11 protein-coding genes are annotated in these 16,007 nt (G+C 62.1%); 8 read left to right on the forward strand and 3 right to left on the reverse strand.

The annotated features are described in order from the left end of the window. Positions 1-20 precede the first annotated feature (20 nt). From mutS to DP106_RS10120, 8 genes are all read left to right on the forward strand, one after another. The gene (gene mutS / locus DP106_RS10085; RefSeq protein WP_120085075.1) at positions 21-2,705 is read left to right on the forward strand and encodes a DNA mismatch repair protein MutS; all 2,685 of its coding nucleotides are present in this window, start codon (positions 21-23) and stop codon (positions 2,703-2,705) included. A gap of 231 nt (positions 2,706-2,936) precedes the next feature. Continuing rightward, complete coding sequence (locus DP106_RS10090) at positions 2,937-3,188, forward strand: hypothetical protein (RefSeq protein WP_120085076.1); 252 nt, start codon at positions 2,937-2,939, stop codon at positions 3,186-3,188. Positions 3,189-3,191: 3 nt separating this feature from the next. Beyond that, complete coding sequence (locus DP106_RS10095; RefSeq protein ID WP_120085077.1) at positions 3,192-3,464, forward strand: DUF7123 family protein; 273 nt, start codon at positions 3,192-3,194, stop codon at positions 3,462-3,464. A 247-nt stretch (positions 3,465-3,711) separates the two neighbouring features. Further along, positions 3,712-4,149, forward strand: a complete 438-nt coding sequence (locus DP106_RS10100) for an NUDIX hydrolase (RefSeq protein ID WP_120085079.1) — start codon at positions 3,712-3,714, stop codon at positions 4,147-4,149. Further along, positions 4,142-6,448: a DNA mismatch repair endonuclease MutL gene (mutL, locus tag DP106_RS10105; RefSeq protein WP_120085080.1), complete on the forward strand. Its 2,307-nt coding sequence runs from the start codon at positions 4,142-4,144 to the stop codon at positions 6,446-6,448. The genes DP106_RS10100 and mutL overlap by 8 nt, the downstream gene beginning before the upstream one ends. A 60-nt stretch (positions 6,449-6,508) precedes the next feature. Beyond that, on the forward strand, positions 6,509-7,489 hold the full coding sequence (kdgK1, locus tag DP106_RS10110) for a bifunctional 2-dehydro-3-deoxygluconokinase/2-dehydro-3-deoxygalactonokinase (protein WP_120085111.1): 981 nt from the start codon (positions 6,509-6,511) through the stop codon (positions 7,487-7,489). Positions 7,490-7,996: 507 nt separating this feature from the next. Then, on the forward strand, positions 7,997-9,409 hold the full coding sequence (locus DP106_RS10115; RefSeq protein ID WP_120085081.1) for a dihydrolipoyl dehydrogenase family protein: 1,413 nt from the start codon (positions 7,997-7,999) through the stop codon (positions 9,407-9,409). Positions 9,410-9,486: 77 nt separating this feature from the next. Then, positions 9,487-10,209 (forward strand): phosphoglycerol geranylgeranyltransferase, encoded by a 723-nt coding sequence (locus DP106_RS10120; protein WP_120085082.1) that lies wholly within the window; start codon positions 9,487-9,489, stop codon positions 10,207-10,209. On the opposite strand, the gene DP106_RS10125 is transcribed toward DP106_RS10120, so the two are convergent. The 3 genes from DP106_RS10125 to smc are packed head-to-tail and all read right to left on the reverse strand — an operon-like array spanning position 10,206 to position 15,995. Beyond that, positions 10,206-11,450, reverse strand: coding sequence for a DUF418 domain-containing protein (locus tag DP106_RS10125; protein WP_120085083.1), 1,245 nt, complete (start codon positions 11,448-11,450; stop codon positions 10,206-10,208). The two genes, DP106_RS10120 and DP106_RS10125, sit on opposite strands and share 4 nt — an antisense overlap. A 56-nt stretch (positions 11,451-11,506) precedes the next feature. Further along, a complete protein-coding gene (locus tag DP106_RS10130) occupies positions 11,507-12,421 on the reverse strand; it encodes a segregation and condensation protein A (protein ID WP_120085085.1) in 915 nt (304 codons plus the stop codon). Beyond that, complete coding sequence (smc, locus tag DP106_RS10135; RefSeq protein ID WP_120085086.1) at positions 12,414-15,995, reverse strand: chromosome segregation protein SMC; 3,582 nt, start codon at positions 15,993-15,995, stop codon at positions 12,414-12,416. The genes DP106_RS10130 and smc overlap by 8 nt, the downstream gene beginning before the upstream one ends. Positions 15,996-16,007 lie beyond the last annotated feature (12 nt).

Raw genomic sequence — 16,007 nt, forward strand, 5'->3', positions numbered from 1 at the left:
CTGTCCGCCCCACGGCCGGTATGTCTCAGGGAATCGTCGGCCAGTTCCACGCGCTGAAGGCCGACAGCGATGCCGACTTGGTGGCGATGCAGTGCGGCGATTTCTACGAGTTTTTCGACGAGGATGCTGAGTGTGTGGCTGCCGAACTAGAGCTGACAACATCCACGAAATCCTCCGGCGGCGAGTCCTACCCGATGGCTGGCGTGCCGGTCTCGGAGCTCCAGCCGTACCTCACCGCGCTCGTCGAACGCGGCTATACCGTTGCTGTCGCCGATCAGTTTGAGGACGATTCGGGCGACTTCTACCGAGAGATCACCCGCCGCGTCACGCCCGGCACACTGCTGGAAACCGCCGACAGCGACGCCCAGTATCTCGCGGCAGTTGTTGCACCCGCTGGAGATGATACCGCCGATGACAGTGGCCCCTACGGGCTGGCCTTCGCTGACATCACGACCGGTCAGTTCCTCGTCACCGAGGTCGCAGATGCCGACAGCGCGGTTGCCGAATGCTATCGGTTTGACCCCGTCGAACTGCTGCCCGGCCCGGCCGTTCGCACTGACGACGCGTTCCTCGATGCGGTCACCGATCGTAGCGACGCTGAGGTGACGCTACACACCACCGATGCCTTCGCCCCAGGGCGGGCGACCCACGCTGTCACCGAACAGTTCGGCGACGAAACCGCCGACAGCATCGGGCTCGACTCCGCGTTGGCCCGCCGGGCTGCGGGCGCAACTCTCGCGTATGTCGCCGAAACCGGTGTTGGCGTCCGCCAATCGATGACTCGGCTTCAGCCCTACACAGCCGATGATCATCTGACGCTCGATGCGACGACCCAGCGGAATCTTGAACTCGTTGAGACGATGCAGGGCGACAGCGACGGCTCGTTGTTGGCGACACTCGATCACACCGAAACGAGTCCGGGGCGTCGGCTGCTGCGGGAATGGTTAACCCGGCCGCGCCGTGACCACACAACGCTGGATCGGCGCCTCGACAGCGTCGCTGCTGTCGCCTCAGCCGCGCTTTCCCGCCAACGACTCCAGGAAACGCTCGGGGGTGCGAGCGATCTTGAACGACTTACCAGTCGCGTCGCCAGCGGGAGCGCGGGCGCAACAGAGTTGCTGTCAATCCGTGACACGCTGGCACTACTGCCCGATATCGCCAGTGGGCTCAGGGATAGTGAGCTCGCAGACTCGCCACTACCCGGCGTTTCCGCCGACATCGACCGAGACGCCGCAGCCGACCTTCGGGACACGCTGGACGATGCCATCGTTGCGGATCCACCGCAGACGGTGACACAGGGCGAGCTCTTCAAACGCGGCTACGATGACGACCTCGATGACCTCATCGACCAACACGAGGCCGCCAAGGAGTGGCTCGATGGGCTGGCTGACCGCATCAAACAACGACATGGGCTCACCCACGTCTCGGTCGACCGGAACAAAACCGACGGCTACTACGTGCAGGTCGGCCAGTCGGAAGCCGACGCCGTTCCCGATTCTTTCTCACACGTCAGGACACTGAAGAACTCCAAACGGTTCGTCACCGACGAGTTGGCCGAGCGAGAACGCGAGATTCTCCGCCTGGAAGAACAGCGCGGTGAACTCGAATACGAACTGTTTGAGGCACTCCGCGAGACAGTCGCCGCACAGTCAGCGTTACTGCAAGACGTGGGCCGCGCTATCGCCGAACTTGATGTCTACTGCTCGCTGGCAACCCACGCTGCCGCCAACGGCTGGTGTCGTCCGACACTGGCCGAACCGGGCACACTCGACATCACGGCGGGCCGTCACCCTGTCGTCGAACAGACCACCGAGTTCGTGCCCAACGATCTTCGAGTTGACAACGATCGTGGCTTCCTGCTCGTGACGGGGCCGAATATGAGCGGGAAATCGACCTACATGCGACAGGCCGCACTAATTACCTTACTCGCACAGGTGGGCAGCTTTGTTCCCGCCGACGCGGCGACCGTCGGCGTCGTTGATGGGATCTACACCCGCGTCGGTGCCCTCGATGAACTCGCGCAGGGTCGATCAACGTTCATGGTCGAGATGCAGGAGCTCTCTAACATCCTCCATTCGGCGACCGACGAATCGCTGGTGATCCTCGATGAGGTCGGCCGTGGTACCGCGACCTACGACGGCATTTCGATCGCGTGGGCCGCAACAGAGTACATTCACAACCGGATCGGCTGTCACTGTCTGTTTGCGACCCACTACCATGAGCTGACCGCGTTGGCTTCCCATCTTGAGCGCGTTGGCAACGTCCACGTCGCCGTCGCCAACGAGGGCGAGGGCGACGAGGAGATTACCTTCCTCCGGACGGTTGAAGAGGGTGCGACCGATCGCTCCTATGGAATCCATGTCGCAGATCTTGCGGGCGTGCCTGACCCTGTCGTTGATCGCGCGCGCAGCGTGCTCGACAAACTTCGGTCGGAGAAGGCCGTCGAAGCGAAGGGTAGCGGCTCAAATAAGCCGACACAAGCGGTGTTCGACCTAAGCGCGGGTGAGTTTCGTGCGGCTGACAACGGTATGGACTCAGATACCCCCGCGACAACCGAGATGAGTGAGGAATCCGATCCGGCGGTCAGATCGGTGCTCTCGGAGTTGGAGGCGACCGATATCGACGAGACACCGCCAGTCGAGCTAATGGCGAAAGTACAACAGTGGCAAGACCGCCTCGCTGACGCTGATGACCCCCAGCACTGACCGGCAGGAAAACTCGTATTTAAACAGCGTGGTCGTTCATTCACCGGTGATTTTTGCTTGTATGCGAGTAAATAGCTGAGATATGATTATAAAATGTCTAAAGACATTTGAGGAGGTTATAAACTATCAGTTGAGCACATTTTACGACGTTTTAGCCGATGAATTCTCTCGAACACTCGGGCTATTATATACGCATACACCCTATTAATTCAGATAGACGGTGAGCACTCAATGACAGGTTCCCCATCGACCGTTGGTCGGTCGTCGCCGGCCGAAGCTGAGTCGCCCCCGCAGGCCGCTCATAGCCTGTCGCTTACCCAGTCGATCCGCTGGCTTGGCTTCTGGGCGGCGATCGTCCTGCCGGCAGTCTACCTGCCAGTCCTCTCGCTTGGTATCGGCACGCACACTGGGGCAGTCTTCCTTGGACTGCTCGGCTGTCAACTGCTCGCATTGCTTGCTGGCCACCAGTACAAGAGATCATAATCCATGACTGCGACGACCCAACCTGTTCAGGCCGAGGAATCGACCGACGTAGACAGCCCTAAATCGAAGGAGGCACGGCTTGCCGACTATCTGCGTGAGCGTGCCGACGCCGGCGATATGTATTTCAAAAGCAAGTTTATCGCCGAGGAAGTCGGCCTCTCCGCCAAAGAGATCGGTGCCCTGATCGTCAAACTCCAGGACTCGATCGACGACCTCTCGATCGAACGGTGGTCGTACACCGGCGCGACAACGTGGCGCGTCGAGCGAACTGCCTGAGTGCTCGCCGTCGATCCACCCCACTCCTTTCAGTGCTGTTCTCACACAGACAGCAACAGATAGCGTCACTGTCCGGCGCCGTGGAACGCATTCTTCGCGCTGACATGACACGGAGGCAACAATGGATTCATACCGCTCACGTACAAACCCTAAATAATGCAATCGTTCGCTTCCCATCGATCCGCCAGCAGCCAGGCGGTCGGCTGCCGCCCGGACGAGGTGAATCACCGCCGACATCCGCCCACCGATGACTGACCAACCGTTGATCGCCGAAGTTAGCCAGAAGGCACTCGTTCGATCGCCTGCCGATGAGCTACTGGTGATGCAGGTCGACGCCGATACCTGGGAACTCCCCGGCGGCCGGATGGGGGCGACTGAGGCCCCGATCGTCGGACTCAAACGGGAGGTAACCGAGGAGACCGGCCTCTCGGTGACCGTCGGTGAGCCGATCCATACCGCCGCTTGGCGGAACGACGCCGGCCGCGGGCGGTTCAGCGTCGTCTACTACTGTGAGACCGAAACAACCGATGTTGAGCTCAGCGACGAGCACTGTGATTACGAGTGGGTCTCGCCGTCGACCGCCCGCGATGCGTTGTTGACAGTGAGCATCCACCAGACGGCGATCGATCGGCTGTTGGCTGCCGAAGAGCCGCCGATCGGACAGACGGCCGCCACCGATGACTGAGGACGCTGCTCCCGCCGACACAGCGATCCGCCACCTTGACGAACAGACCGTTCAGCGAATCGCCGCCGGTGAGGTTGTCGAACGACCGGCTTCTGTCGTCAAGGAACTCATCGAAAACAGCCTTGATGCGGGCGCGAGCCGGATCGCGGTCGCCATCGAAGGTGGCGGCACCGAACACATCCGCGTTCGCGACAACGGCCACGGTATCCCCGAATCCGAGCTCTCGTTGGCGGTCGCCGAACACGCAACGAGCAAGATCAGCGATATCGCTGATCTCAACGCCGGTATCGGCACGCTCGGCTTTCGGGGTGAGGCTCTCGCCACGATCGGTGCTGTCTCCCGGCTGACGGTTCGCTCGCGGCCGGCCGACGCCGCCTCGGGAGCCGAACTCACCGTTGAGGGTGGCGCTGTCGGCGAGATCGACCCTGCCGGCTGCCCGGTTGGGACGACCGTCGAAGTCGACGATCTGTTTTACAACACGCCTGCCCGCCGGAAGTTTCTCAACCGCGATCGCACCGAGTTTGATCACGTCAACACGGTCGTCAGTCAGTACGCCCTCGCAAACCCGGATGTGGCGGTCGCCTTCGAACATGATGGCCGGGAGGTGTTTGCGACCGAGGGCACCGGCTCGCTGCGCTCGGCCGTGCTTGCAGTCTACGGACGCGATGTCGCCGAATCGATGATCCAGGTCGACTCCGAGACAGATGGCGATGGGCCGATCAAGGGGGTCTCAGGGCTTGTCAGCGATCCCGAGACGACCCGAAGCACGCGGTCGTATCTGGCGACGTTCGTCAACGACCGATACGTAACGGCCTCGCTACTGCGCGGCGCGGTTGTCGACGCCTACGGCGGCCAGCTAGCTCCTGATCGCTACCCCTTCGCTGTGCTCTTTGTCGATGTCCCGCCGGGATCGGTCGACGTCAACGTCCACCCGCGCAAAACAGAGGTACGGTTCGACGACGAGGATGCCGTTGCATCCGCTGTCCGCGAGGCTGTGACCGAGGCCCTGCTTGATGATGGCTTGATCCGCTCGTCGGCTCCCCGTGGGCGATCGGCCCCAGAGGAGGCAACCATCGAACCAGACTCCCCCGACACGACCGCTGTCGGCGGTGGCGATCGTGACGAAGCCGGTGACGCTGCTGAGGTCGGCGAGGTCGCCGCCGATAGCTCGTCTGACCGCGGTGATACAGCGTCTCTTGATGAATCTTCCACCGGCAACGACGCCGTTGATGTTACGGCTGATCCTCAGTCATCGGAGTCGGAGTCGCCGCCTACAGAGCCCGCCGACGGCGTCGGTTCTGCCGAACCGATCGATCCGAGCGCCGAAGACAGTTGGGTTGTCGACGACATCGCGACCGAGTCGACACCGACCGAATCCGTCGAGCAGACGACCGATCCGGCGACAGTAGCCGACTCGTCGACCGCGGACGAGCAGCCGACAGCAGGTGAGCCGTCGACAGCAGCCGACTCCACAGCAGATACCCCCGAACCGTCAGATACCCCCGCAGCGACGACACCAGCAAAGTCGTCAGCTGAATCCACACCAACCGGGCATGGCGAGACTGATAACACCGCCACTGACGAGACCACCCCCCACCCACCGCCTGGCACGGGGGACTTCGAGCCAACGCAGCCAACGACTCAGCGAACGCTCACCGGCGAGACGACAACCGCCGAGCGGGGGTATGACACGCTGCCGACCCTTCGCGTGCTCGGCCAGCTGTATGACACCTATCTGCTGGCGGCGACCGACGATGGACTGGTGTTGATCGACCAGCATGCCGCCGACGAGCGCGTCAACTACGAACGCCTGCAGGCCGCTCTCGGCGAGTCGCCGGCGACCCAGACGCTCGCCGAGCCGGTGTCGTTGGAACTTACCGCTCGCGAGGCAGCCCTCTTTGGGTCGGTCGTCGACCAGCTTTCGGCGATCGGGTTCCGCGCCGACCGCGTGAGCGACCGCGAGGTTGCTGTTACCGGTGTGCCGGCGATCTTCGAGACAACGCTGGAACCCGAGTTTCTGCGTGATGCGTTGCTCGGTGTCGTCGAATCGGCTGACGGCGACGCGACTGTTGAGGCTGCAATCGACGACTTACTCGCCGATCTCGCCTGCCATCCTTCCGTGACCGGCAACACCGCACTTACCGAGGGTTCAGTTGTCGAGCTGTTGTCGGCGCTCGATGACTGTGAGAACCCCTATGCCTGCCCGCATGGCCGGCCGGTGCTCATCGAGATCTCCCGCGAGGAGATCGCCGATCGCTTCGAGCGCGACTATCCGGGCCATGGTCGGCGGGCGGAGTGACAACGGCTGGAATTAAGAGTCGTACCCCCCAACCACGCGGTATGCATGGCGGTCGATACCATGGCTGAGTTGGTGACGTTCGGCGAGACGATGCTCCGGCTTTCGCCACCTCGCGGCACGCGACTCGAAACGGAGGGTGAGCTGGACGCACAGGTTGGTGGTGCCGAAAGCAATGTCGCCGCCGCCGCAAGCTGTCTCGGCGTCGACGCGGCGTGGTGCTCGAAGCTCCCGGCGAACCCGCTCGGGCGGCGGGTTACACGCGCGCTTCGCGGCCATAATGTGACACCCGAAGTCGCGTGGGACGACAGCGACGCCGCCCGGCTCGGCACTTACTATCTCGAATACGGGGCTGATCCCAGAGAGACGACCGTCGTCTACGACCGCGCCAACGCGTCGATCACGACGGTCGACACCGACGAACTTGATACCGAGCCCGTCGCCGACGCTGACGTGTTCCACACCACCGGGATCACACCTGCCCTCAGCGACGCTACCGCCGAGACGACACGCGACCTCCTCGACATCGCTGCCGAGGCCGACACGCTGTGTTCGTTTGATCTCAACTATCGCTCGAAGCTCTGGTCACAGGAGGCGGCCGCGATCGCCTACGACAGCCTGCTGTCCCGCGTCGACCTGCTGTTTGCGCCGCGCAGAGACGCCCACCGTATTCTCGGCTACGACGGCGACGCCGAAGCCGTCGCTCGTGAGTTAGTTGCCGACTACGAGCTTGATGCGGTCGTCGTCACCCGCGGCGCGGATGGCTCGCTTGCCCTCGTTGATGAGGCGATCATCGAAGAAGGGATCTACTCGGACGAGACCGTTGATGCCATCGGCACTGGTGACGCCTTTGTCGGCGGCTTCCTCGGTGAGCTGCTTACCAACGGCGACGGCGCGTTGACCCCGGAGCATGTCGAAACCGCCCAGGCGTACGCAGCGGCGGCTGCGGCGGTCAAGCGGACGATCACAGGTGATGTGTTGGTCTCGACGCGCGCGGAGATCGAATCAGTGCTCGCTGATGAGTCGGCTGGTATCTCCCGATAAGCACAGAAAACGATTAGCACTGTTGCACCGCATGCCTGCCCGGAATGAGCTGCGGTGCGTGCCCGGCAGCTGCGTGCCGCCTGCCCGGAGACGGCCACCGCCTGCCCGGAACACGGTCAGACGGTAACTGAAACCATGGGTACGATTATAATAAAAAGTGGGATCAAGTTCTCAGATTCTATAATTTGACTGTGTTGATACTACTGTTATTACGGCTACACTGGATGAGGTTTGAGCATAATACCGCTATTACATTATCGTAATTGATATTTCAATCATTAGTTATTTATATCATAGGTCAAAACACACAGTTGTCGCCTCGTGTCAACGACGGCGACTGTCGAACACGCCTGCCCGGAACAGGTCGGGAAGTGATACGTACTTCCCACATCTACGCCTTTCTCGTTGTGTCTGGGTAGTACTGAACCGCTACCGTCCACACCGCGCTTGTGATACCATGGTGGCCAGCCGCCATACGGTTTTGTAGCCGCAGCCCCATTACCTGTTATGCATGTACTCGTTATCGGTGCCTACGGCAGCGCGGGGGCAGCCGCCGCCGAGACCCTGACCGATCATGTTGGCAGCGAGATTGGTCGACTGACACTTGTCGACGATGGTGACCCCGGCGGCGGGCTCTGCATTCGCAACGGCTGTATGCCCTCAAAGGAGGTGCTCTCGACAGCGGCCCACCGATTTCAGGCACGGGTTGACGATCGGCTTGCGGGCGACCCACAGACCATCGATCTTGACCGTGCCGTCGCCCGAAAGGACGACCACGTCGACCGCTTCGCAGCCCACCGTCGGGAGGGGATCCACGAGCTGACTGACCGCGAGGGCGTCGAGTTTATTCACGACACCGCCCGATTTGTCGACGATCGTGTTGTCGATATCGACGGCGACCGATATGAGCCCGACTACGTCGTCATCGCCACAGGCTCCTCGCCGTTTGTCCCCGACCTGCCCGGGATGGATGCTATCGAGCCACTGACCAGCAAGGACGTGCTTTCGGCGACCGACCTCCCTGCCTCGGGCATCATCATGGGCTTTGGCTACGTCGGCATCGAACTCGTGCCCTATCTCGCCGAGGCCGGTGTCGACCTCACCGTTGTCGAACACGATGACCGGCCGATCGACGAGGCCGATCCGATCTTCGGCGACGAACTCATGACACTCTACCGGGAGGAGTTTGGCGTTGACATTCTCACCAACACCACCGAACAACGGATCGAACCGACCGAGGATAACGGTGTTCGGCTTCACGTCGACGACGCAGGCGACACAACCGACAACCGGGCTATCGAGGCCGACGCGTTGTTCACGTTTACTGGTCGTCGTCCCTCGACTGACCGTCTCGGCTTCGACACCACAGCCATCGACCCTGGTGAGGGGTGGGTCGACGACACGATGGCTGCTGTCGACGACGAGCGGGTGTTTGTCGTTGGTGACGCAAACGGCAGAGAGCCGATCCTCCATGTTGCCAAAGAGCACGGTGCTACTGCGGCCGACAACATCCTCGCCCACCACGCCGGCGAGCCGATGGAAGCCTATGAAAACGTTCACCACCACGTCATTTTCTCTGGAGCCAGCGTCTACCCCTTCGCCCGGGTTGGCCACACGCCGGAGACGGCCGAATCCGCCGGCCACGAGGTCGTCACCGCGACCCGGTGGGCCAAAGACGACGGCGTGTTCACCGTCAAGGATCTTCCCTACGGATTGGCCCGGCTGACCGTCGATAGCGACGACGGCACGGTACTGGGCTACCAGGGATTGCACGCCCACGCCGACACGATGGCGAAAACACTGCAGATACTCGTCGAGAACGAAGGTGATGTCCGCGAGGTGCCGGATCGCGCATACCACCCGACACTGCCGGAACTGCTCGATGGCCTGCTTCGGGAGACGGTATCGAAACTGGCGTAGATTCGACCGCGTGGGTCGATACACCGCCTTCTCGCCACCGTACGCTTTTTATTCTCCCCGTGAGCATCCAATAGCCAATGAGCACACCTTGGGCGGCGTGGGATCATATCCTCAAGATCGACCCCGACAAGCCCCTCGTTGAGGGCGAGACGTTCGCGGATGTCTGTCAGACCGGCACCGACGCCATCGAGATCGGCGGCACCCTTGGGATGACCGAAGACAAGATGCAGCGCGTCGTCGACGCCTGCGCCGAGTACGACGTGCCGCTCTACCAGGAGCCATCAAACCCGAGCGTCGTCATCGACTCGCCGGTTCTCGAGGGCTACCTCATCCCGACGGTGTTCAACTCGACGGATCCCTTCTGGATGGTCGGCGCCCACAAGGAGTGGGTGCGCATCGAGGACGGTCTCGACTGGGATCGCACGACGACCGAGGCCTATATCGTCATGAACCCTGAGGCCTCCGTCGCCGAGTACACCGAGGCCGACTGCGAGCAGTCCGCCGAGGATGTCGGGGCGTTCGCCCGTGTCGCCGAGAAGATGTTCGGCCAGGAGATCGTCTACGTCGAATACTCCGGTACCTTCGGCGATCCCGAGATTGTCCAGGCTGCCGCCGACGGCCTCGACGACGCGACACTGTTCTACGGCGGCGGGATCGGCGACTACGACAGTGCCTACGAGATGGGCCAGCACGCCGACGTGATCGTCGTCGGCGACCTCCTCCATGAGGAGGGCTGTGATGCGGTTCGAGAAACTGTCGAGGGTGTCACCGACGCCCACGCCGCATCGACACCGAACTAATCGCCGGCTGCGTCGGTCGATCGATCGTTTCGTAGTGGTGGTCGACGCCCGTATGTGACGGCGCGCCAGAGCCATTCGGCGGGGCCAAACCGGACGTATCGCAGCCACAGCACAGAGAGGATGATCTGCCCTGTCCAGATGGCGACAACGATACCGGCCTGTTCGATGCGGGTCACACTTCCGAACAGTCCGAGCCCGTGACCGTAGAAGATCGAGGTGGCGATCAGCGTCTGCAACAGGTAGTTGCTAAAGGCGGTTCGCCCGACGGCCGACAGCGCGGTCGTCACAACCCCGCCGCCGAAGCGACGACACAACAGCATTACCCCCGCGATATACGCGCCGGCCAACAGGAGGCTGCCCCAGTAGTTGAACTGTGTGCCGAAAAACAGGGCCTCCCGGGCGGCCCAGTCGACTGTCTCGGTATACCAGACGCCAGCAAGCGTTACTCCGAGCCCACCCAACAGGCCGCCGGCAAGGAGCCGCCGGTAGAACGCTGTTGACCGCTCATTCGTGAGGACGCCCCATTTGAACAGTGCCATCCCAGCCAACATCAGCCCGCTTGTCCGCCAGAAGACGACGCTGATGAAGCCGCTGGTCTGTTGGGCGAACGCTGTCGGCACGCGGTGGTCGAGTTGGGCGAGCCAGCCGCTCCGGTAGGTTTCGACCTCCGCAAGCAACCTGGCTTCGGCGGGTGCCCACTGGGCAGCGACCGCCTGTGTCGACCCTGGTGAGAGCCCCGACATGATATAGAGCAGCGAGGGAACCGCCACCAACACCAGCCCTGTCCGCGCAAGCTGTTTTGCTTCCCAATCGCGGACAAACACCACAACCAGCCCACACAGCGCGTAGGGGACGAGGATGTCACCGTACCACAGCAGGTACGCATGTGCGAGGCCGGCGACCAGCAGAAATCCGGTTCGACGATAGTGGAGGCGAAGCACCTCGCTTGCATCCTTCCCTTGGGTAAAGAGGATGATTCCCGCACCGAACATGACGGTAAACAGCGTGATGAACTTCCGCTCGGCGGCGATGTGACCCACCAGCCAGACGAGGTAGTTGACGCCGGCAAACTCGCCGTAGGGGGTTGCCGACGCGTACACTGTCGGGTTATTCAGCGTCGTAAACGGCATCGCGAACACGCGGATGTTGATAATAAGAATCCCAAGTAGCGCAAACCCACGGAGCACGTCGAGGCCGAGAATCCGTTCCTCGGGTGGTGTGGGAGACGGGTCGGAGGTCACTGTCTCCGTGTCGGGTAAGATGCCACATAAACACACCGCCGCTCGGTCGTCGTCACTCAGTCGGCTGTCGCTTCGAGTTCCTCGTCGGGTTCGTCTTGTTCGTCGTCTCCGGATCGCTGTGCGGGATCCTGCACCCAGAGGTCGCCGAAGAGGTCGTCCTGCTGGAGACGGAGTTCGCCGCGATGGGAGAGGAACAACAGTGCGAGATAGGTCATAAACGGCCGGCCTCCGGCGGCTTCAATTTCCGCGTACAGCACCTCGCTGCGGCCATTGTCGAACTCAGGGGCGAGGGCGGCCTGCACCTGTTCGATAACGCTCTCGATGTCTTCGGTGTGAGTGTTGGCGGTCACGTCGCCCTCGGTCGGCTCGTCGGCCGCACGGAAGTCGTCGGTCGCGCGGTAGTCGACCGTTTGGGTGCCGTACCCCCCGCCGCCGGTGTCGCTGGTGTCGTACTCTCGGCGCCGCTTCCACCAGTTATCGCGTTCGGCCTCCCGGAGTTCGCGGACGAGTTCGTCAAGCGTTTCGGGGTTGCCACGGGTGCTTTTGCGGTCGAGGCGGCGATCCATCTCGGCTTCGAGTTCGTCGACCGGGTCGAAGCCTGACGCACCGTCCGCCTCGTCGTCGACTCCCGCGCCGTCCTCGAAGGCCTGTTCCCACGGTTCCGGCTCATCGTCTGTCTCGTTTTCTGTGGGATCGAGTAGTTCGTCGCCTTTCATCCGCAGGAGGACACTGGCGTAGAATAACGCCCGCGCGCTCGTACGCAGGTCAGTTGCTTCGAGCTTCGAGAGGAAGGCGTCGGTGACCTCGACGATGTCGGTATCCCACGGCTCGATCTCGCCGTCCTCGGCCAACTGCACCAACAGCTCGACAGGCTCGACTTCGTCGTCGGTCGGTTCTGTCGGTCGTTCCTGTTCGCCGTTGTACTCACCGCTGATCCCGTCGAGGCCGACGGCGTCGGGCAGATCAGTCATCGGCTGGCACCTCCGCCTCGGCGTCGTCGCCGTCGAACTGGATGCCGGTGACCGCGCTGTAGTTGTCGTCCTGCATCGTCACACCGATGGCGCGCTCGGAGCGCTCCAGCAGCGCGGAGCGATGGGAGACGACGACGAACTGGGCGTCGCCGGCCAGATCGTCGACCATCTCGCCGACGCGCTCGGCGTTGACCGCATCGAGGAAGGCATCGATCTCATCGAGCGCGTAGAACGGCGCGGGATTGTGTCGCTGGATGGCGAAGATGAACGCGAGGGCCGTCAGCGACTTCTCGCCGCCGGACATCGCCGCCAGCCGTTGGATCGGCTTGTCCGCCGGCTGAGCCTTCATCGTCAGCCCGCCCTCAAATGGCTCTTCGGGGTCTTCTAAGACGAGCTCGCCCGATCCGTCTGAGAGCCGCGAGAAGATGTCTTGGAAGTGGCCGTTGATCGACTCGAAGGCGTCGATGAACGTCGCTTTTTTCTGGGATTCGTACTGGTCGATCCGGTCGCGGATGCCGTCGCGCTCCGCCTCCAGGGTGTTGCGGCCATCAACGAGTTCCTCAAGGTCGGCTTCGACCTCCTCGTATTCGTCGATAGCGAGCATATTGACCGGCTCCAGTTTTGCCATCGCCGTTTCGAGGCGGTCGATGTTGGACTCGACTTCGTCGTGATCGGGAATCTCCTCGGGGTCGTAGTCGCCGACGGCCTGTTCCAGTTCGTCGATCTCCCACTCAAGCCGGTCGCGCTCCTCGCGGGCCGACTGGAGTTTTGACTCGATTTCGCCGACGGCCTCTTTCGCCTCGTCGCGGTCGGCCTGGGCGTCTTTGACAGTCGTTTTCAACTCCTCGCGCTCGTCTTTGAGGTCGGCCAACTCGGCTTCGAGTTCCTCGATGGCCTCGCGTTTTTCGTCGAGTTCCCCCTCCTTGTCGTCGATCTGGCTTTCCAACTCGCTGATCTCGTCTTGGCCGTCGGCCTTCCGCTCTTGGGCGGATTCAACGGTGTCGTGAAGGTCATCGATGGCCTCCTCGGCGTACTGCTGTTCGAGTTGCTGTTCGTTGAGTCGGCCTTCGAGATCGTCCATCCGATCCTTGTGCTCCCGAATTTCTTCGCGGATCGCGTCGGCCTCGTCGGTCAACTCGGGGATCTTTGATTCTGCCAACTCGGCCTCAAGCTCCTCGATGTCAGCGTCGACGGCCTCGCGTTCGCTCTCGATCTCGTCGAGTTCGGCGTCGACCTCGGCCATCTCATCCTCGACGGCTTCGCGTTCGGTTTCGATCTCATCGAGGCGGGTTTCGAGGTCGCCGATCTCCGATTCGGCATCGTCGATTGCCTCGTGTTTGCGTTCGATGTCGGCCTCGATGGACTGGACTTTCTCGACGGCGTCGGATTTCCGGTCGCGGGCGGCGTCGATCTGGTCTTCCAGATCGCGGATTTCGTCTTCGTGCTGGCGGCGTTTGTCTTCGAGTTGGTCGATCTCCTCGGCGAGCCGTTCGAGTTTGCCGCCGCCCGACGCCGAAAACGCATACCGGGAGCCGCCGCCGGAGCCGCCGGTCATCGCGCCGCTCTTCTCGACGAGGTCGCCGTCGAGTGTGACCATCCGGAACCGACCCATGAACTCACGAGCCGTCGCCATATCCTCGACGACGAGTGTCGAGCCGAGTACATAGGAAAACACCCCCTCGTATTTGCTGTCGTACTCGACGAGATTGCGCGCGAAGTCGACGACGCCCGGATGGGATGGGAGGGTCGGCAGGCCGCGGTTGTCCATCTCCGTAATCGGGAGGAAGGTTGCCCGGCCGGCGTTGCGGGATTTGAGGTAGTCGATACACTCCGAGCCGACGCCGTCGTCGTCGACGACGACGTTTGCGAGGCGGCCGCCCGCGGCGGTTTCGCAGGCGGTCGCGTACTCGCTGTCGACGCTACCGAGATCGCCGACCGCGCCGTGGACGCCGCGCTTGCCGGCGTTGAGAATCGTCGTCACCGCCCGCGGCCACGAGCTGTCGTCGTCGCTGCGGGCCTCGATGTCGGCGTATTCGGACTGTTTTTCGCGGAGCTTCGATTCGATCTCCTCCAAGTCGGCTTTCGCCTCCTCGCGGTCGTCTCTGAGCGCGCCGATTGAGGCTTCGATCTTCGATCTGTTCTTTTCGGCTTTATCGAGTTCGCTCTGGAGGTTCGACAGTTCGGCTTTGAGATCCGGAATCGATTCGCGGGCCTCAGTGAGGTCGGCTTGGGCCTCCTCAACCTCGGTCGAACGTCGTCGGGCGTCGTCGAGCAGGCGATCCTTCTTCCGCTGGATGTCGTTGGCCTGCGTCTTTAGCTCCTCGCGTCGCTCCTTTTTGTCGGCCAACTCGGCTTTGAGTTCGTCGAACTCGGTGTCGGCGTTGTCGATCTCGTCTTGGATCTCGGCGAGGTCGGCCTGCTTGCTCTGGATCGTGCTTTTGACCGACGCCTGCTCGACTTTGAGATCCGTGATCGTCGCCTCGATCTCGTCGAGCTCCTCCTGTTTGCGATCGATCTGGACGAAGGCCTGTCGGCGTTCGTCCTCGGCGTCCTCGATGCGGCCTTCGGCGGCCTCAATCCGGCCTTCGAGGCGGTCGATCTCGCCTTTGATCGACTCCATTTCGCGTTTGAGCCGCAACTGCTCGTCCTCACCTTTGCGTTCGATCTCGCGGTTGAGCGCTTCCAGTTCGTTCTCCAGTCGACTGAGTCGGCCCTGTGCGCTGTCGAGGGTTTCCTGTCGCTCAGCGAGTGTCTCCTCGTGGCTGTTGATGTCGCTCTCAATCTCGGTGAGTTCTTTGCGTTTATTCTCAAGCTCGGCAGCCTTCAGATACCCCTCGTACTCCTGTTTTTCGTCGCGCAGCGATTGGTATTCGAGGGCCGTATCGCGTTCGTCGGCAAGCTGGTCGAGTCGCTCCTCTTTCTCCTCGATTTTGAGCGTCGCCTCGTTGATCCGCTCTTCGACGGCGTCGAGTTCCTCGAAGGCTGAGTCCTTCTTGGCGTCGAACTCGGCGACGCCGGCGATCTCGTCGATGATGCCACGTCGCTGGCCCGCCGACATGTTGATGATCTCGGTCACGTCGCCCTGCATGACGACGTTGTACCCCTCGGGGGCGATGCCAGCCTGTGCGAGCAGGTCTTGGATGTCGCCGAGGTTGACCGAGCGTTCGTTGAGGTAGTAGTACGAATAGTAGTTGTCGTCGGTCTGTTTGACGCGGCGTTTGATCGTGATCTCCTCGACGTCGCCGATGCGATCGGTGCCGGCGGCCGTCACGACCTGCTCGCGGGTGAGTGTGCCCGCGCTGTTGTCGAGGATGACCTCGACGCTGGCCTCGCGTGGGCCATCGTCGGTTGAGGCCTCACCGTCGTGGCCGGGATTGTAGATCAGGTCAGTGAGCTTCTCGGCGCGGATCCCCCGGGTTTTGGCGAGCCCGAGGGCAAAGAGCACGCCGTCGATGATGTTCGATTTTCCCGACCCGTTTGGCCCGGTAATCACGGTAAAATCTTCATACAGCGGGATACGCGTTGGCCGCCCGAAACTCTTGAAACCGTCTAAGACGAGGGCTTTGATATGCATAAATGAACTCGG

Source organism: Halonotius pteroides, from assembly GCF_003605635.1.
In the GTDB taxonomy this organism is placed as follows: Archaea; Halobacteriota; Halobacteria; order Halobacteriales; family Haloferacaceae; genus Halonotius; species Halonotius pteroides.

Bases quoted from the DNA above. Each gene is read 5' to 3' on its own strand.
- DP106_RS10095 (WP_120085077.1), top strand. From the start codon at position 3,192: ATGACTGCGACGACCCAACCTGTTCAGGCCGAGGAATCGACCGACGTA.
- DP106_RS10100 (WP_120085079.1), top strand. From the start codon at position 3,712: ATGACTGACCAACCGTTGATCGCCGAAGTTAGCCAGAAGGCACTCGTT.
- DP106_RS10090 (WP_120085076.1), top strand. From the start codon at position 2,937: ATGACAGGTTCCCCATCGACCGTTGGTCGGTCGTCGCCGGCCGAAGCT.
- DP106_RS10130 (WP_120085085.1), bottom strand. From the start codon at position 12,421: ATGACTGATCTGCCCGACGCCGTCGGCCTCGACGGGATCAGCGGTGAG.
- mutS (WP_120085075.1), top strand. From the start codon at position 21: ATGTCTCAGGGAATCGTCGGCCAGTTCCACGCGCTGAAGGCCGACAGC.
- mutL (WP_120085080.1), top strand. From the start codon at position 4,142: ATGACTGAGGACGCTGCTCCCGCCGACACAGCGATCCGCCACCTTGAC.
- DP106_RS10115 (WP_120085081.1), top strand. From the start codon at position 7,997: ATGCATGTACTCGTTATCGGTGCCTACGGCAGCGCGGGGGCAGCCGCC.
- kdgK1 (WP_120085111.1), top strand. From the start codon at position 6,509: ATGGCTGAGTTGGTGACGTTCGGCGAGACGATGCTCCGGCTTTCGCCA.
- DP106_RS10120 (WP_120085082.1), top strand. From the start codon at position 9,487: ATGAGCACACCTTGGGCGGCGTGGGATCATATCCTCAAGATCGACCCC.
- smc (WP_120085086.1), bottom strand. From the start codon at position 15,995: ATGCATATCAAAGCCCTCGTCTTAGACGGTTTCAAGAGTTTCGGGCGG.